The organism is Arthrobacter sp. LT660, assembly GCF_056172845.1.
The window spans coordinates 2,904,943-2,931,004 of sequence record NZ_CM149651.1; the positions used below are offsets into that span (position 1 = coordinate 2,904,943).

The 26,062-nt window shown below is 70.0% G+C and carries 24 protein-coding genes, 2 pseudogenes and 1 riboswitch; of the genes and pseudogenes, 14 read left to right on the forward strand and 12 right to left on the reverse strand.

Going from position 1 to position 26,062, the window contains the following annotated elements; genetic code table 11:
- Positions 1-30: 30 nt before the first annotated feature.
- The 3 genes from AC0QSG_RS13520 (at position 31) to AC0QSG_RS13530 (ending at position 3,174) form a co-directional block, all read left to right on the forward strand.
- Entirely contained in the window at positions 31-1,635 is a 1,605-nt protein-coding gene (locus AC0QSG_RS13520) for a PQQ-binding-like beta-propeller repeat protein (RefSeq protein WP_475375774.1), read from the forward strand.
- A gap of 206 nt (positions 1,636-1,841) precedes the next feature.
- Positions 1,842-2,426 (forward strand): hypothetical protein, encoded by a 585-nt coding sequence (locus AC0QSG_RS13525; protein WP_475375775.1) that lies wholly within the window; start codon positions 1,842-1,844, stop codon positions 2,424-2,426.
- Between the two features lie 466 nt (positions 2,427-2,892).
- Positions 2,893-3,174, forward strand: coding sequence for a YciI family protein (locus tag AC0QSG_RS13530; RefSeq protein WP_475375776.1), 282 nt, complete (start codon positions 2,893-2,895; stop codon positions 3,172-3,174).
- Between the two features lie 463 nt (positions 3,175-3,637).
- On the opposite strand, the gene AC0QSG_RS13535 is transcribed toward AC0QSG_RS13530, so the two are convergent.
- On the reverse strand, positions 3,638-4,690 hold the full coding sequence (locus tag AC0QSG_RS13535) for an App1 family protein (RefSeq protein WP_475375777.1): 1,053 nt from the start codon (positions 4,688-4,690) through the stop codon (positions 3,638-3,640).
- Positions 4,691-5,201: 511 nt separating this feature from the next.
- Here AC0QSG_RS13535 and AC0QSG_RS13540 point away from each other — a divergent pair.
- Both AC0QSG_RS13540 and AC0QSG_RS13545 read left to right on the forward strand, forming a co-directional pair.
- Positions 5,202-5,378 carry a CsbD family protein gene (locus AC0QSG_RS13540; RefSeq protein WP_475375778.1) on the forward strand — a complete coding sequence of 59 codons (177 nt, stop codon included), beginning with the start codon at positions 5,202-5,204 and terminating at the stop codon, positions 5,376-5,378.
- Between the two features lie 140 nt (positions 5,379-5,518).
- Positions 5,519-6,739 (forward strand): annotated as a pseudogene (locus tag AC0QSG_RS13545) (hemolysin family protein).
- Positions 6,740-6,880: 141 nt separating this feature from the next.
- Here the strand turns inward: AC0QSG_RS13545 and AC0QSG_RS13550 are convergent.
- The 5 genes and pseudogenes from AC0QSG_RS13550 to AC0QSG_RS13570 form a co-directional block, all read right to left on the reverse strand.
- Positions 6,881-7,924: a hemolysin family protein gene (locus AC0QSG_RS13550; protein ID WP_475375779.1), complete on the reverse strand. Its 1,044-nt coding sequence runs from the start codon at positions 7,922-7,924 to the stop codon at positions 6,881-6,883.
- Positions 7,924-9,273 (reverse strand): hemolysin family protein, encoded by a 1,350-nt coding sequence (locus AC0QSG_RS13555; RefSeq protein WP_475375780.1) that lies wholly within the window; start codon positions 9,271-9,273, stop codon positions 7,924-7,926. The genes AC0QSG_RS13550 and AC0QSG_RS13555 overlap by 1 nt, the downstream gene beginning before the upstream one ends.
- Positions 9,274-9,473: 200 nt before the next feature.
- Positions 9,474-9,851, reverse strand: coding sequence for a hypothetical protein (locus AC0QSG_RS13560; protein WP_475375781.1), 378 nt, complete (start codon positions 9,849-9,851; stop codon positions 9,474-9,476).
- A gap of 71 nt (positions 9,852-9,922) precedes the next feature.
- Positions 9,923-10,039: pseudogene (locus AC0QSG_RS13565) on the reverse strand (AI-2E family transporter); the annotation flags it as partial.
- 298 nt (positions 10,040-10,337) lie between these two features.
- Entirely contained in the window at positions 10,338-10,970 is a 633-nt protein-coding gene (locus AC0QSG_RS13570) for a uracil-DNA glycosylase family protein (protein ID WP_435728216.1), read from the reverse strand.
- A 99-nt stretch (positions 10,971-11,069) separates the two neighbouring features.
- Positions 11,070-11,136: riboswitch (guanidine-III (ykkC-III) riboswitch) on the forward strand.
- A gap of 10 nt (positions 11,137-11,146) precedes the next feature.
- Here AC0QSG_RS13570 and AC0QSG_RS13575 point away from each other — a divergent pair.
- Positions 11,147-11,461 (forward strand): DMT family transporter, encoded by a 315-nt coding sequence (locus AC0QSG_RS13575; protein ID WP_475375782.1) that lies wholly within the window; start codon positions 11,147-11,149, stop codon positions 11,459-11,461.
- Here the strand turns inward: AC0QSG_RS13575 and AC0QSG_RS13580 are convergent.
- From AC0QSG_RS13580 to AC0QSG_RS13590, 3 genes are read right to left on the reverse strand one after another with little or no spacing between them, the layout of a single operon-like run.
- Positions 11,458-12,303, reverse strand: a complete 846-nt coding sequence (locus tag AC0QSG_RS13580; protein WP_475375783.1) for an SDR family oxidoreductase — start codon at positions 12,301-12,303, stop codon at positions 11,458-11,460. The two genes, AC0QSG_RS13575 and AC0QSG_RS13580, sit on opposite strands and share 4 nt — an antisense overlap.
- Positions 12,300-13,055, reverse strand: a complete 756-nt coding sequence (locus AC0QSG_RS13585) for a glycosyltransferase family 2 protein (RefSeq protein WP_475375784.1) — start codon at positions 13,053-13,055, stop codon at positions 12,300-12,302. The genes AC0QSG_RS13580 and AC0QSG_RS13585 overlap by 4 nt, the downstream gene beginning before the upstream one ends.
- Complete coding sequence (locus AC0QSG_RS13590) at positions 13,052-13,603, reverse strand: DUF2238 domain-containing protein (RefSeq protein ID WP_475375785.1); 552 nt, start codon at positions 13,601-13,603, stop codon at positions 13,052-13,054. The genes AC0QSG_RS13585 and AC0QSG_RS13590 overlap by 4 nt, the downstream gene beginning before the upstream one ends.
- Positions 13,604-13,714: 111 nt before the next feature.
- Between AC0QSG_RS13590 and AC0QSG_RS13595 the strand changes: the two genes are divergently transcribed.
- Both AC0QSG_RS13595 and AC0QSG_RS13600 read left to right on the forward strand, forming a co-directional pair.
- Positions 13,715-15,232, forward strand: a complete 1,518-nt coding sequence (locus AC0QSG_RS13595; RefSeq protein ID WP_475375786.1) for a carboxylesterase/lipase family protein — start codon at positions 13,715-13,717, stop codon at positions 15,230-15,232.
- Positions 15,233-15,334: 102 nt separating this feature from the next.
- Complete coding sequence (locus AC0QSG_RS13600; RefSeq protein WP_475375787.1) at positions 15,335-16,129, forward strand: hypothetical protein; 795 nt, start codon at positions 15,335-15,337, stop codon at positions 16,127-16,129.
- Here the strand turns inward: AC0QSG_RS13600 and AC0QSG_RS13605 are convergent.
- A complete protein-coding gene (locus tag AC0QSG_RS13605; RefSeq protein WP_475375788.1) occupies positions 16,126-17,799 on the reverse strand; it encodes an alkaline phosphatase D family protein in 1,674 nt (557 codons plus the stop codon). The two genes, AC0QSG_RS13600 and AC0QSG_RS13605, sit on opposite strands and share 4 nt — an antisense overlap.
- A 144-nt stretch (positions 17,800-17,943) precedes the next feature.
- Between AC0QSG_RS13605 and AC0QSG_RS13610 the strand changes: the two genes are divergently transcribed.
- Positions 17,944-18,168: a PLD nuclease N-terminal domain-containing protein gene (locus tag AC0QSG_RS13610; protein ID WP_435728223.1), complete on the forward strand. Its 225-nt coding sequence runs from the start codon at positions 17,944-17,946 to the stop codon at positions 18,166-18,168.
- Positions 18,169-18,218: 50 nt separating this feature from the next.
- On the forward strand, positions 18,219-19,418 hold the full coding sequence (locus AC0QSG_RS13615; RefSeq protein WP_475375789.1) for an NAD(P)/FAD-dependent oxidoreductase: 1,200 nt from the start codon (positions 18,219-18,221) through the stop codon (positions 19,416-19,418).
- A gap of 5 nt (positions 19,419-19,423) precedes the next feature.
- On the opposite strand, the gene AC0QSG_RS13620 is transcribed toward AC0QSG_RS13615, so the two are convergent.
- Positions 19,424-20,938 (reverse strand): FAD-dependent oxidoreductase, encoded by a 1,515-nt coding sequence (locus tag AC0QSG_RS13620; protein ID WP_475375790.1) that lies wholly within the window; start codon positions 20,936-20,938, stop codon positions 19,424-19,426.
- A 170-nt stretch (positions 20,939-21,108) separates the two neighbouring features.
- Between AC0QSG_RS13620 and AC0QSG_RS13625 the strand changes: the two genes are divergently transcribed.
- The gene (locus tag AC0QSG_RS13625) at positions 21,109-22,056 is read left to right on the forward strand and encodes an endonuclease/exonuclease/phosphatase family protein (protein ID WP_475375791.1); all 948 of its coding nucleotides are present in this window, start codon (positions 21,109-21,111) and stop codon (positions 22,054-22,056) included.
- Here AC0QSG_RS13625 and AC0QSG_RS13630 read toward each other — a convergent pair.
- Entirely contained in the window at positions 21,986-22,528 is a 543-nt protein-coding gene (locus AC0QSG_RS13630; protein WP_475375792.1) for an MFS transporter, read from the reverse strand. The two genes, AC0QSG_RS13625 and AC0QSG_RS13630, sit on opposite strands and share 71 nt — an antisense overlap.
- A 168-nt stretch (positions 22,529-22,696) precedes the next feature.
- On the opposite strand from AC0QSG_RS13630, the gene AC0QSG_RS13635 reads away from it, so the two are divergent.
- The 3 genes from AC0QSG_RS13635 to AC0QSG_RS13645 all read left to right on the forward strand — a co-directional run bounded on the left by AC0QSG_RS13635 (position 22,697) and on the right by AC0QSG_RS13645 (position 26,042).
- The gene (locus tag AC0QSG_RS13635; RefSeq protein WP_475375793.1) at positions 22,697-23,629 is read left to right on the forward strand and encodes a DNA-formamidopyrimidine glycosylase family protein; all 933 of its coding nucleotides are present in this window, start codon (positions 22,697-22,699) and stop codon (positions 23,627-23,629) included.
- Positions 23,630-23,729: 100 nt separating this feature from the next.
- Complete coding sequence (locus tag AC0QSG_RS13640) at positions 23,730-24,665, forward strand: AraC-like ligand-binding domain-containing protein (RefSeq protein WP_475377316.1); 936 nt, start codon at positions 23,730-23,732, stop codon at positions 24,663-24,665.
- Between the two features lie 39 nt (positions 24,666-24,704).
- Positions 24,705-26,042: an aldehyde dehydrogenase family protein gene (locus AC0QSG_RS13645; RefSeq protein ID WP_475375794.1), complete on the forward strand. Its 1,338-nt coding sequence runs from the start codon at positions 24,705-24,707 to the stop codon at positions 26,040-26,042.
- The last annotated feature ends 20 nt before the right edge of the window (positions 26,043-26,062 follow it).

The window sequence follows — 26,062 nt, forward strand, 5'->3', positions numbered from 1 at the left end:
GTGTCCACCGCGTCGAACAGAGGAGAATCCGTGGCATCCGTCTTTCGCACCCGCTTTCGAAGCGTCCGCCTGCGGAGCCCCGGGGGCGCGCGGCGGAACACGGCGGCGATAGCTGGCCTGTTTGTCGCCGTCATGCTCGCCGGGTGCGTCGTGGGCGAGGGGGAGCCCGCGGAATCCGCGGAGCGGCAGCGGATGGACGCGACGTCGGAGGTGCTATGGCGCTCCGGCGACCAGCTGATGAGCAGGATAGTACGTGTAGACGGCGTGGTCCTCGCCTATGTGGCCGACGGAGGACAGATGCACCTGATCGCCCGCGACGCCATGACGGGTGAAGAGGCGTGGAGGGAGCCCGCACTCTTCGGAATGGGCTCGAGCGGTGTCGTCGCCTCCGTCTCGACGTTGGAACGCGACGGCCGCACCTACGCCGCCTATTACGCGTCCGATGGTGGAGGTCCGGGGGCCCTGCGCGTCATTGATGTCGACAGCGGGGAACACCTGGACCGGGACCGCACCCAGCCCATCTACGCCGACAGACCAGAGACGTGCGGAGATTCGTTCTGTGCCACCGGATCGTGGTGGTACGACGGAGCCGAACGCCCATGGTCGGACCGAACCGGCGTCGTCTTCGATTGGGACTCCGGCGCGTGGAAGTCGCGGCGCACCTCGGAGCTGCCGATGCCACTGGTGAGCGAGGACGCGGTTCGCCTCGGGAAACAACTCTCCGTATCGAAATCCCGCGGTGCCGGCCAGGAAAGACTGGGGTACGGCGCGGATGGCGTCCTCGTCTGGTCCCGGCCCTATGAGGAAATCTTCGCCGACGGATTCTCGTCGGACTACGGCTGGGCCTGGGCCGTGGACGAATCCCGGCCACTGCTGGGAACGGGGGTGGGTGGCCGCACCACAACTTCGAACGGCGGCAGGGACACGACCACCGTCGACCTGCCGGCCTCCAGCAAAACCGTTCGGCTCTCCCGCGAGACCGGAGAGACCATATGGGAGGCCGAGGGGGTCTCCATGCGGTGCGACCAGTCGTGGCGGAGCCATGGCGGCCCGGACAACGTGCTGGTTCTCTGCGGATTCTCAGCGGGGAAAGTCGTGGCCACCGAGACGGCGGACGGGGAATCGACCGCCGAGGAGGGCACGCAGGCGTTCGTCGCCGGGCTCGACATGGAGACGGGCGACGAGCTGTGGCGCGTTGATACTGCAGAGGCGTGGGATGGCGAGACCTCGTCGCGGCACATCGTCCCGGGTGGGGGCCATATCCACATTGAGAAGCCGGGTGGCATATTTGGCGCCATCGACATTTCCAGCGGCGAGGAAGGTGCCTTGGCCGGGGCATTCGGGCCGGCGGTGTTGTGTGCGGCGGCGCGGGGCGAAGTGGAGGTCCGGCGCTTCAGTGCCGCCGGCCATGTGTGGAGCACAGGCGATGACAAGGTGACGCCGAGCACCGAAGACGCGGTGTTCACCTGCGGACGCGAAGACCTGAAGGATGTGGACACGCCTCCGAAACTGTCCGAGCTGCGGCGGATCGGCTATGCGGCGGATGACGTAGCCGTGCTCGGCGGACGCGACGGCATGGTCGCTTACGGCCTCCCACGGCCACCGGCCGAGGCGAACGCAGCCGGCGCCCCATAGGTGGGCATGGGTCCGGGCCACCTCCTGGAAGCCGAAGCATTCTGCCGCGTCGCGATGTCTTCACACCCGCGGGAGCGGCTGCACGTGCAGTAGGCTTATTCGTTCGAACTCGGCAAATGCACGCGCGAGGAGGTCCGCGCACGCCAACTGCAGGCCCTGGCGAACATCGACGCGGATCTTTTCTTTGCGCCGGCGTCGCACGTGGGTTGGGCCTCCCCGCGCCGGAACCCACGATCGACGTCGCGGACACGGAGACCAGCGGCGCCCTGTCGCACGTCGGAAAATCGTGGCCGGTGGACGGGCGCGTGGTGGGAATCGTCGTCGACCACGCGACGCCGGAATCGACGGTCGGCCCTCTCGTCGCGGACGGACACCAAGCGGGGATGTCCCCGGTGCTGGTGTCTCCCACGGGCGGCTTCCTCGCCGACGGCTCGCCGGTGGACCGATTCCTCACCGCTCGTTCAGTCGAGTGCGACGCCGTTATCCTTGCGGCCGCTCCGCAACCCGGGCCCGACGCGCATCCGGACCTGGACGGGAAGGCCGGTGCGGTGGTGCCGCCGGACGCTGCCGGGATCGACCCGCGGTTGGTGTTGCTGCTCCAAGAGACCTACCGGCAGGCCAAGGCGATCGTGCTGGCCGGGCCCGGAAGCGGATGCCTGGCGGCGGCGGGCCTGCCCACGGCGGGTCCGGGCATCGTCGAGGCGGACGTCGAGGCCGCGGTCACCGAGGTGGTCGGATTGGTCGCGAACCACCGTGTATGGGAGCGTTTCGGGTCTCCGGCCGCGCCGTAGACCCCCGCGGGCCCGCTGGGGGAGGCAGTCGGCCGTCCCCCGCGTTCCGGCTGCTACCCCAGCTGAAGACTCGTGTCGGATTCGAGAGCGGGAACCCTAAAACTCGTGGGTCCTAATTCATTCTTTGGCGGTGGCCTTGGCTGCCGCCCCAACCCGCATAGCAACCAACCCCCGGCCCTCACATCGGCGACAAACAGGAACATGGTGGAACGCCACCGGCAGCGAGGCCGGGCACCAAAACGCGCCCACAACACAGTTACTCAACACCTCAATGAACTGCCCGGCAACGCAAGGCGGCTCGTTGGATCAAGGCTTAGGCGACCGAGGCCATGACCTACTCATCTGGGAGGGTCCGAGAATATGCTAGCGTTTACCGTCGGTATGACGCACGTCACCACCAATCCGGTCCGCTTGCTGTGACAGCGGTCCGGATTGGTAGGTTTTCCCTGACCGAAAGGCACTTCCTATGGCCCTGCACGTCGTTCATTGGTCCTTCACTCACGACACTGCGGCCCTTGACGCCGCCCACCCCGAGCACGTGACTTATCTGAAGGATCTACTGGTGCAGGGCAAACTCGTGGAAGCGGGGCCCTATGAGGATCAAAGCGGGGCCATCTTGATCTTCCGGGTCGACTCCACCGACGATCTCACCGAACTACTGGAGCGGGACCCGTACACCAGGGCCGGAGTTATCGGAGCCACCCAGATCTACGATTGGCGCCCAGTGCTGGGACCGCTCTCCTCCTAAAAAGGTTTCCGCAGTGTCAAGCCTCGGGGTTTGGTGGACGCTAGTTTAGTTGGAGATTTCTGTTGGTTACTGGTGCTGTTGACGTGGACGGATTCAACCGGTCGTCGCAACACCGGCATGTTTGATCGACCCTAGGCGCTCGTCAATGTCTTCGGCGGGGTGTCAAGCCCCGGGTTTCATGGAGCTAAGACGTGGCGTGAGCGAGTCTGCGACGCGATCCGGCGCTTCCGCGCCGGCTGGGGGAGCCTGGCCGAGCCTCGGACCGGAAGGCGGACACTGCCGGGTATTCACGCTGCGGCATGTGCGGCGGCGGGTCGCCCTGCCGGGCATGGGCGTTGCGGCCTGGACCCAATCCGGGCAGCAGCGGCGGGCAGATTGGATGGTTTGGCGTGGGCACCGGCCGGCGGCGGCGAGTCCTCCCTGGGTTTGCTGGGGGTGTCTTACACCGAGGACGGCGCCGTTGTCAGGCGCCGTCGGGTCGGCGATTGCCCAACGCGTCGCGAAGGAGGGGCAGGAGGGCCTCCCCGTCGGCGCCGCGCAGGATCGGAACCCCGTTGATGGAGCCGGGGCGCGCCTCGTGGCCCGCAGCGGTCGATGTGGTCGGCTGGACTTGGCGCAGGGCGATGGCCGCCACGCGGTCGGGGTGGGCGCTGGCCAGGTCACCGTAGAGGGTGGGGTCGTGTTCGCCGTCGTCTCCGACGAGTGTCCACGTGACGTGGGGCAGCTCCTCCAACAGGCGGGCGAGGGAGGAGGACTTGTGTAGCCGGCCGTCGCGGAACCAGCGGTGCGGGGTGATGCCCCAGTCGGTCATCAGGACCGCTCCGGCCGGGAAGTCGTGCCGTTCGAGGAACCGCGTCACGGGCCCCACGAAGTTCCACGGACCGTTGCTTAGATACACCACCCCTGGATGGTCCTGCCCCGAGACGGCGTCCCGAAGCAGGCGCGCCATTCCGGGGACCGAACGGCGGGTGGAACTCGATCCGCGCAACGTGCGCCATGCCGCCCGGGCCGGATGCGAGATGCCGGTGACCCACACGGTGTCGTCGATGTCGCAGACCACCCCGCGCACCGGTTCGGCGCTCACGACATGCACGTTCGCGGGAACGTTCTTGCGGTCGCCGGCGCGCAGCAGGGCGCTGGTCGTGCCCGGCTCCAACGGGCAGTCCAGCGGCAACTGTGCGTCGATGATGCCGGCGGAGTCGCTGGTGGCCGTGGTCGTGGTGCCGCCGAGATCGATCTGCACGTCGGTTCCCGGGCTCTCCAGGGTAAACAGCCGCCGCCATCCGGAGATCCCCCGGCGGGCTGCGGGATCGACCGACGCCGGGGCGAGGACGACCCTCCCCAGCACGCGGGCCTGGTGCGCGCTGGCGTAACCGGAATACGGAATCACCGCAGGGGTCCACCCCTGGCTCACCGCACGGCGGGCCAGCAGGTCCCGGATTCCCGTTTCCGTGCGGTAGGCAAAGGTAACCGCGGCTTGGCGGAATCGGCTCAGTGAAGCTTTAGGTAGGGGCATGAGACTACGCTACCGGCAGAAGCCGAGCCGTGGCCGGGCCCGCGCCGGTCGCCGTGGTCACGTTGGTCGGGGCTGTGGTTCACCGCGGCAGCGATGGCTGGTGTTTGAACGGCTGCAACAGCCGCCAGGGGGCGGAGGGCAGACGCCGCGCTGGTGCGGGCCCCGCTGCTCATCGCCCGGGGGTGCCAGGGGTCCCATCGGGCCCCGGGGCAGGGTCGAGGAACTGGCCTCACGAAGGTCCGGCGCAAGTAACCGCCGAGGTCTCCGGCGAAGCGCACGTGCTGATGATAATGAAGTCCGCGCCGGAGGTGGCCACGCTGTGTCGCGGGCTCGCGGCGCAGGTGTTGCCACCCGAAGAACTCCTGCGGTGGGGACGCAGGCTCCACCGGCATGCATCCGCCTTCGGGCCGTCTCAGACGTATCTGTTGATGCTGCCGTCCCGTCGTGCCTACGATGGGGCGGTGAGCCGCCGACGCCGCGTCGGCGGAGAGCCAACCGTAGGGAGAGCACCATGGGTTTGGGCGACAAGATCGACAACGAGTCCGAGAAGTTCGGCGGCAAGGGTAAGGAGGCCGCCGGAGAGGCGACGGGTGATGACAGCCTGAAGGCCGAGGGAAAAGCGGACCAGGCCAAGGGCGACCTGAAGCAGGCCGGGGAAAAGGTTAAGGACGCGTTCAAGAAGGACTAGCGCGGCCAAGTCTAGTCAGGGTGCGTCTCCCATCGGGGACGCACCCTTCTTCGTGCCGGACGTGTTCAGTCCGGCCTTTCGCGGCTTTTAGTGTGCGGTGATCGGCCCACCGCGCTCGGTGGGTTCGGTAGGGTCGGTCCATGGATAGCGGAACCCTGGTCAATTTCGTGTTGGTTCTCCTCTTCGTGTTGGTGGGAGGAGTCTTCGCCGGCACGGAGCTGGCGCTGGTTTCCCTCCGCGAGAGTCAGATCCGCCAGATCGGGGTGACCCTATCGGGCTTTTTTCGGCCGCCTACGGGGCGTCCACCATCGCACCCGACATCGAGCCACTGCTGGTGCGCGCCGGGATGGGTACCGCGGCCGAGCCCGTGTCGTTCATCGGCATGACGCTGCTGGTGGCCTACCTGTCGCTGGTGTTGGGCGAACTCGTGCCCAAGCGGCTGGCCATGCAGAACGCAGTGGGCTTCACGAGGATCCTGGCGCCGCCGCTGGACGCGCTTTCGGTCGCCATGCGCCCGGTGGTGTGGCCGCTGTCCGTGTCGACCAACGCGGTGGTCAGGCTTCTTGGCGCGGATCCCGACGCAAAGCAGGCGAGCGTCACCTCGGAGGAGCTGTGGGACATGGTCGCGCGGAGACGCGCTTGAAGAACACAGCCGCCGCGTCGTGACCGACGTGTTCGGGGCGGGGGACCGCTCGCTCCGCGTGGTCATGAGGCCGCGCACGGAGGTGACCTTCATCCGGGGCGCCCAGCGTATTGCGGCCGCGCGCAGCCTGGTCGCCGACGGTCCGTATTCGCGTTATCCCGTGGTGGGCAGGACCATGGACGACGTCCTCGGTTTCGTCCACATCCGGGACCTGATGCCGCGCGACGGGGACGACATGCCGGGAACCGTGGGGGACATCGTGCGCGAGATCCTTCCGATGCCCGACACGAACAGGGTGATTCCCTCGCTGGCAAGGATGCGCAGGCTGGGTCACCACATCGCGCTGGTCGTCGACGAGTACGGAGGCACGGCCGGCATCGTCACCCTGGAGGACCTGCTCGAGGAACTGGTCGGGGAGATCTACGACGAGTACGACATCGGCACGGACCACGAGGACCGCGTCAGCGTGGCCGATGGATCCCTCGATGTCGACGGCGGCCTGATCCTGCAGGAATTCGAGTCGGTATCCGGCCTTGCATTGCCGGAGGGACGTTACGAGACGGTCGCCGGGTTCGTCATCGACCGGCTGGGCCGACTGGCCGGGGTGGGGGACCGGGTCGAGTCATCGGGCTGGCTGTTGACGGTCACCGCCATGGAGGGGATGCGCATCGCCAGGATCCGGGTGACACCCGGGAGCGAGCCCTCGAAGGAACGCTGATAGGACACCGGGCGCCCGGACCACAACCGGCAGGGCGCCTCCGCCTTTCGACCGACCGGCGGCTCGCCCGCTGTGGCCGGACGTGATGCCGCCCGCCCCGGGTGTCCCCGGGAGGGCGGCTGCGCTGTCGTCGTGTCTTTCCTACGCCCTTCCGGGAGTGCGGGAGTCGTCGCGTATTTGGCCGACGAGTTCCTCGAGCATGTCCTCCAGGGTGACGATCCCGTTGGGGTGTCCCGCGCTGTCGAGGGCGAGGGCCAGGTGCGCGCCCTCGCGCTGCATGCGGTGCAGGGAGGATCGCAGCGCGTCGGTGAGGTCCACCCGGGGCAGGGGCCGCACGAGGCTCCCCGGCAGGGGCCTGGTCCGGGCGGCGGCATCGAGGCCGAGGAGGTCCTTCACGTGCACGTAGCCATCCAGTTTCCCTGTGGGGGACTGGATGGGGAAGCGGGAGAATCCGTCGGCGGCGACGCGTTCGATCTGTTCCGGTGTGCAGCCGGCCGGTAGCGTGGTGACCTTTCCGAGCGGGATCACGATGCTCTCGACGGAGCGTTCCTCGAAGGTGAGGGCGCCGAGCAGCAGGCGTTCGTCCTGCCGGTCGAGGAACCCGCCTTCGCGGGATTCCTCCACGAGCCCTGCGACCTCGTCGCGGGTGAAGGCGCTGGCGACCTCGTTCTTCGGCTCGACCTTGAACAGGCGCAGGATGGCGTTGCCCATCGCGTTCATGAGCCACAGCAGTGGCTGCAGGACCCGGACGACGACGACGAGGGCCGGGCCCAGCACCAGGGCCATGCGTTCGGGGCCGGCCAGCGCGATGTTCTTGGGCACCATTTCGCCCAGGACGACGTGCAGGTAGGTCACCACGGTGAGGGCGATGGCGTAGGCGATCGGGTCGATCCACCCGTCGGGGACGCCCCAGGCGGAGAAGGGTCCCTCGAGCGCGTACACGACCATGGGTTTGGTGACGTATCCCAGGGCCAGGGAACAGACCGTGATGCCCAGCTGTGCGCCGGCCATCATGAGGGAGACGTTCTCGATCGCCCACAGGGTGGTTTTCGCGGCCCGGCCGCCCGCTTGGGCCTTGGGCTCGATGATGCTGCGCCGCGCGGCGATGAGGGAGAACTCGGCGCCGACGAAAAAGAAGTTCGCGGCGAGCAGGACGATGGTCAGGATGATTCCGGTGGCGTCCACTAGCGGGTCCCCTCCCCTTCGATGTCGAGCGGAGTGGCGGTGGCGAGGACCTTGGCGATCCGGGCTCCGTCCATTTCCTCCACGCGCAGCTCCACGCGGGCGGCGGGCTGGTCGTGGTGGCGTTCGGTGTCCAGTTCGACCGTGTCGCCGGGCTCGGCAATGCGGCCCAGGTGGAGGGTGACGAGGCCGGCGATCGTGTCGTACTCGGTGCCCTCGGGGATCCGGTGGCCCAGGACCTCGGTGGCCTCGTCCGGGCGCAGGGCGCCGTCCAGGCGCCACACCCCGAAGGGGAGGCGTTCGCTGCTGTCGTCGTCGGGGTCGTGCTCGTCCACGACCTCGCCGACGAGTTCCTCGACAAGGTCCTCGAGGGTGATCAGGCCGGCGACGTCTCCAGTCTCGTCGATCAGCACGGCCATCTGCAGCCCGCCGGAACGCAGGGTGTCCATCAGGTCGTCGAGCTCGACGGTGTCCGGGATGAGCGTGGGCTCGTCCATCACCTCCGCCACCGGGGTGTGCGGGCGGTCTTCGAACGGGACGGCCAGGGCGCGGCGGATGTGCGCGATGCCCAGCACCGGGTGGGAGCCCGGTTCGATGACCGGGAAGCGCGAGTGCCCGGTGGCCGCGGCGGTGTCGAGCATGTGCTGGACGCTGTCGTCCGGGGCGAGGACCACCATGCGCGTGCGGGCGGTCATCGCGTCGTGGCCGCGCCGGGACCCGAACGCGAACGAGCGCCGGACGAGTTCGGCGGTCTCCTCCGGCAGGACGCCCTGGCGGGCGGAGTGCCTCACCAGCACGGTGAGCTCCTCCGCGGAGCGGGCCGAAGCGAGCTCCTCCTGGGGTTCGATGCCCAGGGCGCGGACGATCTTGTTGGCGGTGCCGTTGAAGAAGACCAACAGCGGCTTGGTCGCGGTGCTGAACCCGCGCTGGAATCCGGTGACCGCCCGCGCCGTGGCCAGGGGCCGGGCGATCGCGAGGTTCTTGGGGACCAGCTCGCCGAACACCATGGTCATGACCGTGGCCAGGACCAGCGCGATGGTGATGGACACCGACCGGGCGAGCGGCCCGGTCAGGCCCGCGTCCGTCAGCGGGCCGACGACGAGCTCTGCGATGGCCGGCTCGGCCAGGAACCCGATGCCCAGGTTGGTCAGCGTGATCCCGAGCTGGGCGCCGGAGAGCTGGGTGGAGAGCGTGTTCAGGCCCTTCAGCACGCCCGCGGCCTTCTTGTCGCCCGCGTCCGCGGCGTCCCGGACGGTGTTGCGGTTCACGGTGATGAGGGAGAACTCGGCCGCGACGAACAGGCCGCACGCCGCGATCAGCACCAGGCCGATGAGGATTGAGACTACTTCCAACGACTACACCCCCCGCCGGGAACTTCGGGCGCGTGGACGCGCGGCGGCGGGGGGGCACGGACTGTGCCCCGGACTGTCACCGGGAGCGGACATCGGTTCCTTCCAAGGAATTCCAGATACGAAAAAGGTCCGCGGCTCTCCGCCGTGGACCCCCCCAATTCTGCCATCACGACCCGCCCGTCCGCAAAAGGCCATTCTGTTCAGGCCGCGGTCTCCAGCAGCACGGCGAGGGACGCCACGTGGGAAGCCAGGAAACCGGCCAGGAACAGGCCGGCGGCCACGCGCAGTGGGTGCGCGTGGTCCACCGGGGATCCCACGTGGAACGCCCCGCGCCCGTCGGCACGGCAGAACACCCGCACCGGACCGGGAGGGATGCCCTCGACGCCGGGCAGCTCGCGCAGGACCGGCGTCCCGTCGGGCAGTGTCCAGCGCAGGCACATGCGCCCGTCCACCACGAGTGTCGCGGCGTCAACCCGGACCAGTTTCCCCTGGACCTTGCGCACAACGAGCGCCGCGAGCCAAAAAAGGACCGTGGCCGCACCGGTCAGCCAGCCCACCGCGTCCAGAAAGGCATGCATGCCGTGCGCACCTCCCCTGGATCGTTGCCGAAAGGGGGAACATATCCAGAATATCCGGTCCGGAAAGCCGCCAGAGCTTGCAAACTGAGGGTGCGGCCCATGACCACGGGCTGGAGCAGGTCGGATTCGATTTGGTTGACCGCAATAACGATCGCCACCTCAATGAGCGCCGCGAGCGGTCCTTGAGCTGTGGAACGACCTGCGCCGGAGAAGGGGGTCGTTTCGGCGGTGAGCGGGTCGCCCAAGGATCTCGTTGCCATTCCCGGCTTGCGGGAGCACCTGCGATGCACCCGAGGCTGAGCTGAAGCAATGACTCGACGGAACCCGCCTCGCCGGGCCGTACTTCTCGCGGATGACCATCAACCGCCCGCACACGCCGACGGCGAACATCGACGCGGAGCTCTGCGTCGGCGCCCCAAGCGGATTGGGCCTTCCCGCGCCCGAAGCCACGTTCGACGTGGCGGACCCGTAGCCACTAATACACACCTAGCGCGGGTTGGAGGGGATGCCCACGCCGCCCATTGCGTCCACGTAGGCGGCCACCATCTCGTCGAATTTCTTGTTCTTGTGGGCTGCCGAGCCGACGGAGCCCATGGGCCCGGGCGAATCGACCTTGTAGACCTTGATGACACGCTCGCGGAGGATGCGGTCGCCGCCGGCCTTGGAGAACGCGGCCATGACCTTGTGCGCGCCGCTGCCGTGGGCGACGATCGCCGATGCCCGGTAGATGATGTCGAGGAACTGGCGCAGGGGCCGGACCCCGTCGTGCACCTGCTCGGGCGTCAGGACCGTCTTCTGACCGGAGGGCAGGTCCCACGGGTGGGCGTGCCACGGGATCGCGTGCTTGGGTTGGAGACCGGCTGCTTCGTAGACCTCGGCCAGGCGCGCGGCGGTGTCGTCGTCGTTCTCCAGGGACAGGAAGCCCGACGCCGTTCCCACACCCGGAGCGATGAGGAGGCTGACAATCCGGGCCTCGTCGACGTCGTGGACGGGGTCGATATAGGGAACGCCGAAGTCCGGTTTCCGCTCACGGAGTTGTTCGCACAACTGCGTGACGGCCTCGATGTTCTCGTCGTGGATCCTGGCCAATTGCGCCGCCTGGTATTCGGGCGAGTCCATCTTCCGCATCGTTCACTCCATGTACCTAGGCGAGCTTCCGTTACCCACGACTCTATCTCTTGCGGGTGTGCGGGCGCAGACGGTACGTGCGACCATGGCCGTGGGCCCGGTCGGCGGGCCCCCGGACGAGGGGTGCCGTACCCGGTGTGCGACAAGACGGCCCACGGGAGGCCGTCATGTCGTGGGTTGTTTTGGTGTTGTCCGGGGTCTTCGAGGCCGTGTGGGCGACGGCGTTGGACAAGTCCGCGGGGTTCAGCCGCCCCGTCCCCAGCGCCGTCTTCGTGGTGGCGCTGGTCCTGAGCATGGGAGGGCTGGCCTACGCGATGCGCGAGCTCCCGGTGGGCACGTCCTACGCCGTGTGGGTCGGCATCGGGGCGGTGCTCACCGTCGCGTACGCGATGGCCACCGGCGTCGAATCGGTGTCCCTGCTCAAGGTGCTGTTCCTGGCGATGATCGTCGGCGGCGTCGTGGGGCTGAAGACCGTGCACTAGTGGCGGGGAGCCGCCTTGTCTTCGAGCATCGCCCGGTAGCCCTGGCGGAACGTCGGGTAGGCGAGGTCGAAACCGGTGGACCGCAGTCGCGCGTTGGACAGCCGCCGGTTCCCGCCGCGCGTCGTCGTCGTCTCGCCGACGCGCGGTTCGGGCAACCCGAGCTCGGCGGCCAGGAAACGCAGCACGTCGCCCAGCTCGGCCGGATCGTCGTCGACGCCCACGTACAGCGGCGCGGGTTCGGCAACGGATGTGGTCAGGTGGACGATCGCGGCGGCGGCGTCGTCGCGGTGGATGCGGTTGGTGGGGTGGGACCCGGACGGCACGACGGCGGTGCCCGCCCTGAGCGTGTCGATCAGCCGGGTGCGCCCCGGCCCGTAGATCCCGGAGAGCCGCAGGACGATCCCGTCCGGTCGGCGGCCGTGCAGCGTGCGCTCGGCCTCCCGAATGAGGCCCCCCGTGGCCGACGCGGGGTTGGCGGGGGTGTCCTCGTCCACCATTGCGCCGGCCGCGTCGCCGTAGACGGTGGTGGAGGAGACGAACAGGAACCGCCGCGGGGATACGCCGTCCCGCCCCAGCGCGTCGAGAACGTTCGCGAGGCCGTGGACGTACGTCCTGCGGTAGGCGTCAGCGGAGCGTTCCCCGGCCGCCGGGGTGTAGACGACGACGTCCGTCCCGGCGGGGATCGGCGGCAGCTCGCCGGTCAGGTCCGCGGCGACACCGGCAATCGGCTGCGGCAAACGGGACGGGTTGCGGCGCCACCCCGTGACGTGGTGTCCGGCGGCCGCGAAACGCAGCCCCGCCTCGGTGCCGAGGTCCCCGCAACCGGCGATCAGGATATTCATGCCCGTTTGCCTCTCCATGTCTTCCGTCCTTTCGTGGTCCGGGCGACCCAACGGCCGCCCGGCCCGAGCTCGGTCCAATTCAACCGCAGTGTGCGCGCCGCCAGGCGGAAGCGCCGCGCGGCGGCCGCCCGGGAATGGAACATCCGCCCGGCGACTCCCACCCGCAGGCGTGCGTCGAACCGCACCCTGGCGTCCGGCCCCAGGCGGCAACTGAGGTCCAGGTCGTCGTGCACGTCCTGGCGGTCGCGCGCGACGAGCGGCCCCACCCGCTCCCACACCCGGCTCCGGAACGCCATGTTGGAACCCCACAGCGGGACGGCCGCGATGGCGCTGCCCGCGCCCAGGAAATAGCCCGCGGCATACAGCACGGCGGCCGCCCGGCCGGACCGGCGCGGGAGGTCGTAGAAGGTTCCGGGCCCGGTCAGCGCGTCCAGGCGGGGATCGGCGTCGAACGCGGCGGCGATGCGTTCCAACCAGTCCGCGGGGGGCCGGGTGTCGGCGTCGCACCGGACGACGATGTCGCCGTCGGCCGCGTCATAGCCCCGCGCCGCCGCGGCGGGGATGCCGCGCGCCGGCTCCACGACGACCTCCGCGCCCGCGGTCCGGGCGATCCGCGAGCTCGCGTCCGAGCATCCGTTGTCCACGACCACCACCTGGTTGGCGGGACGGGTCTGGGCCGCGAGAAGGCGCAGCAGGACGGCGAGGTGTTCGGCGTCGTCCAGGACCGGCACGACGACGCAGAGCCGGGTCATGCGCGTCCGCCCGCCGGGCCGGTCGCCGCGAGCGCGCCGACGAGTGCGCCGGCGACCGCCGCCGCGAGGTCGCCGATCGTGTCCACGTACCCGACGCCGATCTCGGGGGCGAGGAACGAATATCCGGCCCATTCGCCGATTTCCCACAGCACTGACAAGAGCGCGCCCAACGACGTTCCGGCGAGGACCGCGCCGGCGCGCAGGCGCGGCCGGCCGGACGGGGCCCCAGACACCAGTCCGTGGTGGCGCAACATGTCCCACGCCAGCGAGGTCAGGACGGCGGTGGCCGCGAAATGGGCCATCAGATCGAGGGCGGGGACCGCGGCATACGCGCCGATCACGCTGAGCCATCCGGAGCACAGGAGCACCGCCTGCCCGAACACGTCCTCGGCCGTGCCGCGCGCGTAGTACCGGAGCGCCCACTGTCCGCCGAAGACGAGGAACATGACAGACGCCGCCACCGGGCCAGCCAGCGTCCAGGCCGCGGGGATGGCCGCGAGACCGATGGCTCGGCCCGTGTCGGCCGGCACCGCGCGGATGGTCGTCATGCTCCCACCGTAATGGCCGCCGCGAGTTGCGGGCCGCCGCCCCGCTATTCCACCGGGGCACCGCCGGTGCCATGATCGGATGAAGGCATTGAACAGGCGAGGGGAAGCGCTGTGAAAAGGGCCGCTGTGGGGGCGGGAACGACGGTGGCGACCACCGCGGGGCCGGTGCGTGGCCGATTGCTCGACGGAGTGCGGTCTTGGCGCGGCATTCCTTTTGCCGAGGCGCCGGAGGGTCCGCTGCGGTACCGCGCGCCGGCCCCGGTCCGTCCGTGGGCGCGGACGCGGGACGCCTACGAGTTCGGCGACGCGCCGCCGCAGAACAGCGGCTACATCGCGTTCGGCCGCGCCCGGCATCCCGTCAGCGAGAACTGCCTGAGCCTGAACGTCAGCGCGCCGGCGGACCCGGCCGGTGCGCCCCGGCCCGTGCTGGTGTGTTTCGCCGGCGGTGGCTTCACCATGGGTTCCCCGGCGACCCCGCTCCACGCGGGAGACCGGTTCGCCCGCGACGCCGGCGTGGTCTACGTGTCGCCGAACTACCGGGTCGGCGGACTCGGGTTCCTGGACGTGACGCGCTACGCCGACGACCGGCACCCGTTCGAGTCCAACCTGGGCCTGCGGGACCAGCTGGCCGCGTTGGCGTGGATCCGCGACAACATCGAGGCGTTCGGCGGCGACCCGAACAACGTGACGGTGTTCGGGCAGTCGGCCGGGGCGACGTCGGTGGTGACGCTGATGGCCGTTCCCGCCGCGCGGGGGCTGTTCCACCGCGCCTACGCGCTCAGCCCGTTTCCGGGGTCGGTGTACGCGCGGGAACGGCACGCGGGGTGGGCGGGAGACCTCATGGGGATCCTCGGCGTGGATTCCTCCCACGCGGCCGAGACCCTGGCGACGCTCAGCTGGCCCAAGCTCGTGGACGCGATGTATCGGTTGACGCGGCGGCTGGGCCCGGCCAACGACCCCGGAACACTGGTCTGTTCGCCGGTCGTCGACGGCGAACTCCTGCCGACCTACCCGATCGACGCGTTCCGGGACGGAACCGCGCACCGTGTCCCGCTGGTAATCGGCACGACCGTGAAAGAGGGCGCGCTGTTCCGCTTCATGAACCTGCTCCCGACGACGCCGGCACGGATGGAGCGGATGTTCGAGCGCGCCGACCCGGACGCCCGTACCCGCGTGCTCGGCGGGTACCCGACCTACCCGGCCGGGGGCGCGCTCGTGGACCTCGCCGGGGACTCCGTCTTCTGGCATCCCACCACCCAGGTGGCGGAGGGACACTCCCGCCATGCGCCCGTGTGGAACTACCGCTTCGACTTCGAGACGCCGATGCTCCGGCGCATAGGCCTCGCCGGAGGCCACGGCACGGACGTGCCGGCCCTGTTCGGGCACCACGATTCCGACGCCGGCCGCTTCTTCACGATGACCGGCGGCCGGGACGCGGCGCACTCGCTCGGACTGCGCTACCGCCGAGCACTCGTGTCTTTCGCGCAGACGGGCGCCCCGGGGGCCGACTGGCCGCTGTACGACGAGCACAGTCGCCGTGTCCGGATCTTCGACGTCCGCGACCGCGTGGTGGAGGATCCGTGGGGCGAACGGCGTCTCGCCTGGGGCGGCTACCGCGGCTACGACTAGCCCAACGCTTCACAAACGAAGCACATCCTGACAGTGTTTGACCTAGTGGGAGCCTTACGGGCCATCCCGCTGGCAGTCTGACGCCGAGCAAAGGAGAAACCGATGAGCACCAGCGACGAGTCGGCACGGCCGCCGACCCACCGGGCGGGGGACGCCAACCCGGAAACGGCCCGGTTCTCGACCAGTGACACCACGGCCGGAGGCGACGCCACTGCCGTCCACGACACGACCGCCGGACGCGACACGACCGCGCGCGACACGGACAACGACACCTTCTCGCGGAGCCGGGAGTACGTCCCCGAGGACGACTACGCGGACACGGCGGCTCCGGCCGGCGCCCCCGTCGTGGACAGCCGCGAGCTGCTCCGGCGGGAAAAGGAGGAATTCGGCGGAGTGAAGATCGGCAGCGCCTTCTTCGGATGGCTGACCGCCACCGGAACCGCCGTGATCCTCAGCGCGCTCGCCGCCGCGTTCGGCTTCGCCACGGGATCCGTGAACATCAGCGACGTCGCCGGACAGGCGACACGGGACCCGCAGGGGGCCGCGCTCGTCGGCGCGATTGTCTTCGGCGTCATCCTGCTGGTCGCCTACTACTGCGGCGGGTACGTGGCCGGGCGCATGGCGCGCTTCAACGGTGTCGCGCAGGGTGTCGCCGTATGGGGCTGGGCCGTGGTGATCTCCGTGGTCGCCGCCGGACTGGCCACGCTCGCCGGAAGCCGCTTCAACATCCTCGAACAGGTCAGCGGTTTTGGGAGGATGGCGGAGGGCGCCGACCTCCTGCCGGCGCTCCTCGGGCTCCTGGTTGCCGCCGTCGTCGCCCTGATCGGCGCGATCCTCGGCGGACTCGCGGGCATGCGGTTCCACCGGCGCGTGGACCGGGCCGGCCTGGGGCGCTAGGCGCCGTCCCCGCCCCGGGGACCGAGGACGACCCCCGCGACGAGATCCAGGCGCGGGTCGTCCTCGCCGTCGTCCACCACGCCCGTTACCCAGCGCAACCGCAGGCCCCGTGGGGTCGACTCCAGCGTGGCCAGGTTGTTGTCGAACCACGGCCCCTCGATCCCGGACCACGCAAACGGCGGGTCGGGGACCTTGGCGGACTGGGCCATCAGCAGGCCAACCAGGGTGGCCGGTCCGTAGGCCATGGCCGCGGTGAAGTAGCGCAGGACGCGGGGCAGCGGATTGCGCACGGGCGAGCAGACGGCCTGCAGGATTCGGCTGCCCGTCGACCGTTCGACCTCGGCCACGTAGGAGAAGTGCACGTCGCCGGACAGGAAGACCACGGATTCCGGCGCCGTCCCGCGGCGCCCGTCGGCGACGTCCGTCACCATGGAGGCGACCTCCTGGAAGCTGTTCTGGAAGGCCGCCCAGTGCTCCAGATCGACCGCGCGGCGCAGGCGCTCGCCGACCCACGCCGCTGCGCGTCCCCAGGCGCCGTTGGAGACGGCCTCGTCCCACGCCTCCAGGTGGTGCAGGCCCGGGGGCAGCAGGAACGGCAGCGACGTGCCGATCAACAGGTGCCGGAAGCCGCCGCGCAGTTTGCCGTCGAGCCAATCCATCTCCTGGGCATCGAGCAGGGACCGCGCCCCGGGTTCCAGTTCGCGCGAGGCGCGCGAATCGACCATGACCAGGCGGATGTCGCCGAAGTCGCGGCAAAAGCTCCAGCGGTAGGACGCCGGCTGGCCGTCGACCCGTTCGGCGAACGCGTCCAGGACGGCCCCGACGTCGACCTCGTCCGGTCCGTCGTGGGCGACGATGGCGCGCCACACCTCGTCCCGCGCGCGTTCCGCGGGGGAGAGGTTGCCGAGGTGCTGGTAGACCCAATAGGACGCGAGGCCGGAGACGATGCGGCCGTGCCACCAGGACGTCTTCGCCATGGCCCGTTTCCAGGAGAGCGAGGCGTTCCAGTCGTCGCGGATGTCATGGTCGTCGAAGATCATGGCCGTCGGGATGGTGGAGAACAGCCAGCGGTTGGCGGGATCGGACCACGCCAACTGGTAGAGGTGCGCGTACTCCTCGTAGTCCTTCAACTCCGGTCCGGGCGCCTTCCGGATGTCGCGCCGGGCCCGGATGAAGTCCCGCATCTCGGCGCTGGTCGAGTCGGCGTAGACCTGGTCGCCGAGCAGCAGGGCCAGGTCGGGGCGCGTCCCCGCCTCGGCCCGGGCCAGCGAAAGGGCATAGGCGCGCATGGCGTCGACTCCGTGGGTCCGGTTGCCGCGCTTGTCGTGAGGGACGCTGGTGCGGCAGGAACCGAACGTCAGCCGCAGGGGACGCCCCGGCTCGAGTGTGGCGATGACGGGCGGGGGGAATCCGTCGTCGTCCGGCCACGCCTTTGCGCCGTCGACCAGCACCTCGTACGGCCGCTCCGTGCCCGGCTCCAGACCGTGGGCCTCGACCAGCGCGTAGTGGTGGCCGTGGACGCCGAACGTCCGGGCTGCCCACTCGTTCCCGTCGGCGCGCACCGCGACGGTGCCCGCCTCCCGGGTCTCGACCCAGATGCTGGCCGTGGTGGTGTCCACGTGGCGGAGCATGGGCCCGAGCACCAGCGGGCCGGTGGGGTGCTTGGCCATCTCGTGCGGTCCTTTCCCTGGGGTGCCGTGTACGTGCGTCCAGCGTCCCGCATTTGGGTTCCGTCCGGTACCCCGCACGGCCGAATCGGTGGATACTGGATCAATAGTCAGCTCAGGAGTCACCGACAACCAGGGGAAACGGGAATGGCCAAAAAGGCAAAGAAGAAGTGGTCCGAAATCAGCACCCCGGACAAGATCCGATTGGTGGTCGCGGGAGTCATCCAGGTGTCGCTGCAGGCACTGGCGATCCGTGACCTGGTCCGCCGTCCGGCGGATCGCGTGAACGGTCCGAAGCTCGCGTGGGTCGCGGCCTCGTTCGTCAACACGCTGGGCCCAGCAGCGTACTTCATTTTCGGGCGGAAGCACTAGGCATTTTCGGACGCCGCGGTTCCGGGCGACGGCACGAGGGAAGGGTACCGATGGAAACCACTACCGAATACCACCGCATCGTGATCCTCGGCGGGGGGAACGCCGGCATCTCGCTGGCGGCGCGGCTGGGACGCTACGGGGTCGGTGGCATCGCGGTCGTCGAACCCAAGGCGGTGCACCACTTCCAGCCCCTGTTCTCCCACATCGGGGCCGGCGCCGCCCAGATGCGCGAGGCCGTCCGCCCGCAGGAGGATGTGATGCCGCGGGACGTGGCCTGGATCCGGGGAGAGGCGGCCGGCGTCGTGCCCGGTGAGAACTCGGTGCGGCTGGCCGACGGCCGGCTGGTGCGCTACGGGCACCTGGTCGTGTGCCCGGGCCTGCAGCTGGACTGGGACGACGTCCCCGGGCTGAGGGACGCCATGGGCGATCCGCGCGGAACGTCCAACTACGACGCCGGACTGGTGCCCAAGACGTGGGAACTCGTCCGCGGGCTCCGCTCCGGCACGGCGGTGTTCACGCAGCCCCCCGGCGCGGCGAAGTGCTCCGGGGCCGCGCAGAAGATCGCCTACATGGCGTGCGACTACTGGCGTGCCGCCGGGGTGTTGCAGGACATCGCCGTCGTGCTGGTGGTGCCGACGCCCACAGTGTTCGGCATGCCGGACGTGGACCGGGAGCTGGAGCGCAAGATCGCCGAATACGGCATCACGCTGCGCACCGGCACCGCTCTGGCCACCGTGGATGCGAGCGCGGGGACCGTGGTGCTGGACGGCCCCCGCGGGCGGGAGGAGATCGCGTACGACATGCTTCACGCGGTCCCGCCGCAATCGGCGCCGGACTGGCTGAAGTCCAGCGAACTGCCCGCGGCCGGCGACGACGGCGGCTTCGTGGAGGTGGACGCGCAGACCCTGCGGCACCCGCGCTTCCCCAACGTGTGGTCTCTCGGCGACGCGGCCGGGACGCCGAACTCGAAGTCGGGCGGGGCGTTGCGCAAGCAGGTGAAGGTGCTGGCCAAGAACCTGAAGTCGGTACTGGACGGCGGAGGCCCGACCCGCCGCTATGACGGGTACTCGGTGTGCCCGTTCACGCTCAGCCGCGGGACGGCGTTCTTCGCGGAGTTCGGCGCGGACTACCGGCCCATGCCCAGCATCCCGCTGCTGCGGATGGCGAAGGAGCGGCGCTGGCAGTGGATCATGGACCGCCATGTCTTCCCGAAGATCTACTGGCACCTCATCCTCAAGGGCCGGGCGTAGCCGGGTCAGGGCCTCGGAGCCGCGCCGCCGAACGGCTCCAGGTCGCGGGTCGCCGGTCCCTCGAGCAGCTCGCCGGTGTGCGAGAAGCGCGACCCGTGCAGCGGGCAGTCCCAGGACTTCTCGGCGGAGTTCCACGTCACGATCCCGCCCAGGTGGGTGCACACGGCGGATAGCCGGCACGTGGAGCCGCCGACCGTTGAGGCGGCGACCGGTTTGAGCCCGTGGTGGCCGACCACGCCTTCGCCCTCGGGAACGGCGGCGGTGCCGCGCGAGACGGAACCGCTGCCGGCCTTGAGCCACCCTCCGGCCAGGTGCCCGGCCACTCCCGCGTTCATCCTGACTCCCTCGGCCAGGTCGGCCGGGCCGGTGACGCGGTGGTGGAGCGATTCGGCCCAGGGAGCGTGCCCGCCCAGGATGTCGGAGCTGAGCGTGAGGGCGGCGGCGACGGAGTTGGCGAGTCCCCACTTGTTGTACCCGGTGGCCACGTGGATCTTTCCGCCGCCGCGGGGCAGCCGCCCGACGAAAGGAACCATGTTGGCGCTGCGGTAGTCCTGGGCCGACCAGCGGTGTGTGCGTTCCGCGCCGGGGAAGTGGCGCGCGGTCCATTCGTCGATGTCCGCCACCAGGCGGGCGGTGTCCGCCTCGCGCCCGACGGGGTGGCCGTTGCCGCCCACCACGAGCAGTTCCTCGCCGCCGACGATTGCCGTGCGCAGCGAGCGCCCCGGGTCGTCCACGGACAGGTACATGCCGGACGGGATGCTCGACGGCGCCCCGGGGACCCGGTAGGACGCCGCGTAGGAGCGCGACGCCTCGAGTTTGGCGAAGTACAGCCCGCGGTCCAGGATCGGGGTGCCCGTGGCGAGGACCACGTGGTTGGCGTGGACGGTTCCGCGCGTCGTGACGACGGCGGCGGGGTCGCCCGCCTTGACGTCGTGCACGCGGACGCCTTCCACGATGCGCACTCCGCGGGACCGCAGGTCGGCGGCGAGCGTGTCCAGGACGTCCACCGGATGGATCTGCGCCTGGTTCGCGAGCAGAAGGGCGGCGTGCGTCGGGAACGGCAGGGCGACGTCGTGCGTCAGGATCACGTCGAGGCCAGCCTCCTGGCACGCCCGGAGTTCCTTGTCCAGGGTGTCCGCGGAGGACGCCGAATGCGCGTAGGTGTAGGCGTCCCGGCGCTGGACGGGCACCCGGTGCTCCTCGAGGTAGCGCAGCAGCCAGGCCTGGCCCTCGTGGTTGGCCTCGACGTAGGCGCGCGCGACCTTGGCCGAAAAGTGTTTGCGGATGCCGGACAGCACGGTTCCCTGAAGCAGCGACAGTTTGCCCGTGGTGTTGCCGGTGGCCACGGCGCCGATGGTGCGGGCCTCCAGGACGGCGACGCCGAGCCCCGCGCGGGCCAGCAGCAGCGCCGTCGTGAGCCCGGTCAGGCCGGCGCCGACCACGACCGCGTCGTACCGGGCCTCCGGCTCGAACGCGTCCGTGGTGGGCGGTGCTTTCCTGTCGAGCCAAAGGGAGGTCATGGCGGGCTCCGATCCGTGCCTAGGTGTGACCGCGTCGGTGGGCGCGAGCCTACTCCGGGGCCGGGCCTTCGGCCAGAGTTGGCCCGGGCGTTGCATGGCCGCATCCTTGGGTTCACGTGCCGTGCCGAGAATCGATGGGACCAGCGAGGCCGGCACGAATGGAGACACCCGTGAGCAACGTCCTGAACCACCCCATCTCGCGGCGCCGAGCCGTTGCCGGGATCGGCGCACTGGCGGCGACCGCCGTCGTCGGAGCCGGCGCCACGCCCGCGGCCGCCGCGGCCGAATGGGGCGGCAGCGCGCCGCTGATCGGCCCCGCCGGAGGTGAGATGCTGCACGTCATGAGCTTCAACATCCGCTACGACCGTGCCGGCACCGCACCCGGTCAGCCGGACTATTGGCCGGAGCGGGCCCCGCTGGTCGAGCAGCTGCTACGCGTCGAACAGCCCACCATCCTGGGGGTGCAGGAGGCGGAGTTCACCCAGTTGGCGGCGGTCGAGGCGGGACTGCCGGCGGGCTACCGTTCCATCGGCTACGGGCGGGAGGGCGGAAACCGTGGAGAGTATTCGGCCATCTACTTCAATGCGCAGCGCTTGGCACTGTTGGAATGGGACCAGTTCTGGCTCTCCGACACACCGGACGTCATCGGCTCGGTGACCTGGGGCAACAGCGTGACCCGCGTGGTGGTGTGGGGCCGGTTCCGGGACAAGAACACCGGACGCGAGCTGGTGGCCGTCAACACGCATTTCGACCACCAGTCGGATTCCGCCCGGGCGAACGGCGCGAAGGCGATCGTGGAGGTCGCCGAGCGATTCCCCGCCGTGCCGATGCTGGTCACCGGGGACTTCAACGCGGTCGCGGGCGATTCGGCCGCCTATGCGACGCTCGTGGACTCCGGCGTTTTCGCCGACTCGTGGCTGGCCTCGGAGAAGCGGGTCAGCGGGGAGTGGGGAACGTTCCCGAACTACGCGGAACCGACGGCGGGGGGCACGCGGATCGACTGGCTGCTCGCCACTCCGGGCAACGTCCGGGTGCACAGCGCGGCGATCAGCACCTGGACCAAGGGCGGACGCTGGCCGTCGGACCACACACCGATCCAGGCGCTGGTTTCGCTGTAGCGCCGGCCCCGCCGGGGCGCGCCGGCGGCGGGAGCCGACGCGGTGGCGGTCTGGACACCGGCAGCCGCTCCTCGCGGGGCTCCTCGCTGCGCGGGGCGCGGCGCAGCCAGAAGAGGGACGCCGCGGCAAACCAACACGGGACCGCGGCCAGCGTCCATGCCGCCGCATGGCTGTCGGTCATGAGGACCGTCAGGCCGCTGCCGACCGCCGTGAGCGCCAGGCCGGCCAGGACCACCCGCTTGATGCCGGCGCGCTCCACGAGTGCGGCCGCGAACGGAGCGGTCAGGCCGTAGACCACCAGATTCGGCGTCACGGCCAGGCTCGTGGCCGAACGAGTCCATCCGAACTCGGACTCCAACGGCTCGAACAGGGCGCCGGTGGTGGACCGGAATCCCGCGCCGGCAACGAGCGCGAGCAGCATGAGCGCGGCGACGGTCCAGGCCGGATGGATCCGGCGTCGCGTGGTTTTCACCCGTCGATCGTATGCCGCGGGCCGCCCACAGAGAGATTTGCGGCTTTTCAGTCCACTTCGTTGACATATAACGACTTGGTGACATTATTTAGGCGCCGGGACGCCTCGGGTTTACACTGTAAGGGATATGCGGTTAGACCAACGGGGAACGAAGGATGTGACGCGTCAATGCCTGAGGGAGACGTTGTTTACCAGGCGGCCCGCCGACTCGACGCGGCGTTGGCGGGACGGATCATAGAGACCAACAAGTTTAGGCTCCCGGGATACGGCACGCTCGACCTGACGGGTTGCCGGGTGAATTCGGCGGTGTCCCGCGGAAAACACCTGCTGATCCGCGTGGCCGATGTCAGCATCCACACCCACATGGCCGTCATGGGACGGTGGGACGTCTACGCGACCGGCGAGCGTTCGCGCACCCCCGCCGTGAAGGCGTCCGTCGTCCTGAGGAACGACGCTTTTCAAGCCGTCGGATTCGATCTCGAGTACATGCGCGTCATCCGGACCAGCGACGAGCCGCAGGCCGTGGGCCACTTGGGTCCGGATCCGCTGGGGCACTCCTGGGACCCGGCCGAGGCCGAGCGCCGACTGTCGTCGAATCCCGAGCGCCCGATCGGGCTGGCGCTGTTGGACCAGCGGCTGATCGCCGGGCTCGGAAAGGTCTACCGCTCGGAGATCCTGTTCCTCGCGTGCACCAACCCCCGCACGCCCGTGGGCGAGGTCGAGGACCTCGCGCGGATCGTGGACCTCGCGCACAAGCTGATGGAAGCCAACAAGGACCGGCCGATGCGCAGCACGACGCCGGCCACGCTCGATTCGCCCTATTCAGTGTTCGCCCGCGGCGGGGAGCCGTGCCTGCGCTGTTCGGATCCGGTGGTCCACGAGCGTTTCGGTCCGGACTCGCCGCTCGGCAAGCCCGTCGCCGCGGTGAACCGGGGGCGCGCGGGGGGCGCGAGTCGAGCCGCGGTCTTCGACGACAACCGCGACCTCGCCGGCAGGGACCTCTTCTGGTGCCCGCAGTGCCAACCGCTTCCCGGCCAGGGCGCGGTTCCCGAGCCCGGACGCGCCGCGCACCTCGGGAGCGCGGGCAGCCTCCCCGGGTAGCGCTCCGCCACCGCGCAACCCCGGCGTCGATCCGCTCCTGGATATTGGGGCGCGTGTGTTGCCGATCACACGGCGCGCGGGGAGGTCGGCGGTGTACCAGATGCAGGAAGCGGACGGCTTCACCCAGTGGCGCCGCCTGATCTCGACCTCTTTCGTACCGTTGGGTGCCGAGCCGTTGCGCGGCCGCTCGGCGTCCGGCGCCTTCCGAGGACGGGTCGGCGGGCGGCGCCTGAACGACGTCGGCATGATGCAGGTCAGCGCGTCCGGACACACCGTCCGGCGCACCCCGGAACTGATCGCGGCCGGGGGCGAGGGCAACTACAAGCTCAGCCTCCAGCTGGACGGGCGGGGAATGCTGCTGCAGGACGGCCGCGAGACCGTGATGCGGCCGGGCGACCTGGCCATCTACGACACCCAGCGCCCCTACACGCTCTCCTTCGACGGCGACTTCCGCACGCTGGTGCTGATGTTTCCCCAGCACCTGCTCGGGCTGTCCCCGGAGGACGTCGCCGAACTCACCGCGGTCAGCATGGGCCGGGGACAGGCACTCGGGGAGGCGGTCTCGCCCTTCCTCGCGCAGATTGGCGAAATGCTGCCGACGCTCCAGGGTCCGATCGGCTACCGCTTGGCCATGAACGTGGTGGACCTGCTGTCCACCCTGCTCGCCAACGAGGTCTACGCCAAGCCGGACCAGGCGGCCGACGGGCACGCGCGCCTGCTCCGCCGCGTGCAGCACCACATCGAGGCGCATCTCGCGGATCCACGCCTGGGGCCACAGGAGATCGCCGCCGCCCACTTCATCTCCACCCGCACCCTGCACCAGCTCTTCGCCGACGCCGGGCACACCGTGGGCGCATGGGTCCGCGAACGCCGGCTGGAGCGGTGCCGACGCGACCTCTTGGACCCGCTGCACGCCCACGTGCCGGTGGGGGCCATCGGCGCCCGGTGGGGCCTGGTTGACGCCGCCCACTTCAGCCGCGCGTTCCGCGCGGCATTCGGCGCATCGCCGTCGCAGTACCGGCGAACCCCGCGCTAGGGGACAAGAAGCCCGCCGGGAAAGACAAGACCGCCCCATGTGTCCTGGGACACAGTGGAAGGGAGTCGTCAACCCGCCGCGGCCGACCTCGATGCCGCCGTGGCACTGGCCCGTTCCTCCCAGCCCGCGTGGGCCGCGTTGGGGCACTCCGGGCGAAGCGCCCACCTGCTCCGCGCGGCGGACGCGATCGACGCCGCGTCCGAGGCGCTCGCCGAACTGCTCTCCCGTGAACAGGGCAAGCCGCTGAACGGACCCAACGCCCGCTTCGAGGTCGGTGCGTGCTCCGCCTGGCTGCGCGCCGCGGCGTCGTTCGAGATGGAGCCCGAGGTCCTGGTCGACGACGGCGAGGCGTACGCCGAACTCCATTACCGTCCGCTCGGCGTCGTCGGGGCAATCGGCCCCTGGAACTGGCCCATGATGATCTCGATCTGGCAGATCGCCCCGTCCCTGCGGATGGGCAACACGATCGTCGTCAAGCCCTCCGAACAAACGCCGCTGAGCGTCCTGGCGCTGGCCGCGGTCCTGAACCAGGCGCTGCCGGTCGGCGTCCTGCAGGTCGTCTCCGGCGGCCGCGACGTCGGCGAGCGGCTCGCCTCCCACCCGGACATCGACAAGGTGATGTTCACCGGCTCCACGGCGACGGGGAAAGCGATCATCCGCTCGTCCGCCGACACCGTCAAGCGCCTCACGCTCGAGCTCGGCGGCAACGACGCGGGCATCGTCCTGGACGACGCAGATCCGCGGGCGATCGCGCAGGACCTGTTCTGGGGCGCGTTCATCAACACCGGCCAGACGTGCGCGGCGCTGAAGCGCCTGTACGTCCCGGAGTCGCTCTACGACGCCGTCTGCGCGGCGCTCGTCGAGGTTGCCCGGCAGGCGCCGATGGGCGTGGGCCTGGACGAGAACAACGTCCTCGGTCCACTGCAGAACAAGGCCCAGTTCGACGTCGTCGCGCGCCTCGTCGAGTCCGCCCGGGAGTCCGGCGCGCGCATCCTGCTCGGCGGCAACCCGGAGACGGCACAGCCCGGCTACTTCTACCCCGCGACGCTCGTGGCCGACATCGACAACGGGAACCCGCTCGTCGCCGAGGAGCAGTTCGGCCCGGCACTGCCGATCATCCGCTACTCGAGCCTGGACGAGGCCATCGAGATGGCCAACGGGCTCGACGTCGGTCTCGGCGCCTCCGTCTGGTCCGCCGACCCGGCGAGGGCGCGCGAGGTCGCGGCGCGCGTGGAGGCCGGAACGGTCTGGATCAACAAGCACGGGGCCGTCGATCCCCGCATGCCCTTCGGCGGAGCCAAGCAGTCCGGCTACGGCCTGGAGTTCGGCATCGAGGGCCTCAAGGGGCTCGGCTCGCCGCAGGTCATCAACGGCTGACGCCGCCCCACCTTCCCCTT

Excerpts from the sequence above, each read along its gene's own strand:
- AC0QSG_RS13535 (WP_475375777.1), bottom strand. The coding sequence starts at position 4,690 with ATGCCCCTACCTAAAGCTTCACTGAGCCGATTCCGCCAAGCCGCGGTT.
- AC0QSG_RS13640 (WP_475377316.1), top strand. The coding sequence starts at position 23,730 with ATGCAGGAAGCGGACGGCTTCACCCAGTGGCGCCGCCTGATCTCGACC.
- AC0QSG_RS13575 (WP_475375782.1), top strand. The coding sequence starts at position 11,147 with ATGTCGTGGGTTGTTTTGGTGTTGTCCGGGGTCTTCGAGGCCGTGTGG.
- AC0QSG_RS13530 (WP_475375776.1), top strand. The coding sequence starts at position 2,893 with ATGGCCCTGCACGTCGTTCATTGGTCCTTCACTCACGACACTGCGGCC.
- AC0QSG_RS13615 (WP_475375789.1), top strand. The coding sequence starts at position 18,219 with ATGGAAACCACTACCGAATACCACCGCATCGTGATCCTCGGCGGGGGG.
- AC0QSG_RS13585 (WP_475375784.1), bottom strand. The coding sequence starts at position 13,055 with ATGACCCGGCTCTGCGTCGTCGTGCCGGTCCTGGACGACGCCGAACAC.
- AC0QSG_RS13610 (WP_435728223.1), top strand. The coding sequence starts at position 17,944 with ATGGCCAAAAAGGCAAAGAAGAAGTGGTCCGAAATCAGCACCCCGGAC.
- AC0QSG_RS13590 (WP_475375785.1), bottom strand. The coding sequence starts at position 13,603 with ATGACGACCATCCGCGCGGTGCCGGCCGACACGGGCCGAGCCATCGGT.
- AC0QSG_RS13605 (WP_475375788.1), bottom strand. The coding sequence starts at position 17,799 with ATGGCCAAGCACCCCACCGGCCCGCTGGTGCTCGGGCCCATGCTCCGC.
- AC0QSG_RS13540 (WP_475375778.1), top strand. The coding sequence starts at position 5,202 with ATGGGTTTGGGCGACAAGATCGACAACGAGTCCGAGAAGTTCGGCGGC.
- AC0QSG_RS13570 (WP_435728216.1), bottom strand. The coding sequence starts at position 10,970 with ATGGACTCGCCCGAATACCAGGCGGCGCAATTGGCCAGGATCCACGAC.
- AC0QSG_RS13620 (WP_475375790.1), bottom strand. The coding sequence starts at position 20,938 with ATGACCTCCCTTTGGCTCGACAGGAAAGCACCGCCCACCACGGACGCG.
- AC0QSG_RS13580 (WP_475375783.1), bottom strand. The coding sequence starts at position 12,303 with ATGAATATCCTGATCGCCGGTTGCGGGGACCTCGGCACCGAGGCGGGG.
- AC0QSG_RS13600 (WP_475375787.1), top strand. The coding sequence starts at position 15,335 with ATGAGCACCAGCGACGAGTCGGCACGGCCGCCGACCCACCGGGCGGGG.
- AC0QSG_RS13635 (WP_475375793.1), top strand. The coding sequence starts at position 22,697 with ATGCCTGAGGGAGACGTTGTTTACCAGGCGGCCCGCCGACTCGACGCG.
- AC0QSG_RS13560 (WP_475375781.1), bottom strand. The coding sequence starts at position 9,851 with ATGCATGCCTTTCTGGACGCGGTGGGCTGGCTGACCGGTGCGGCCACG.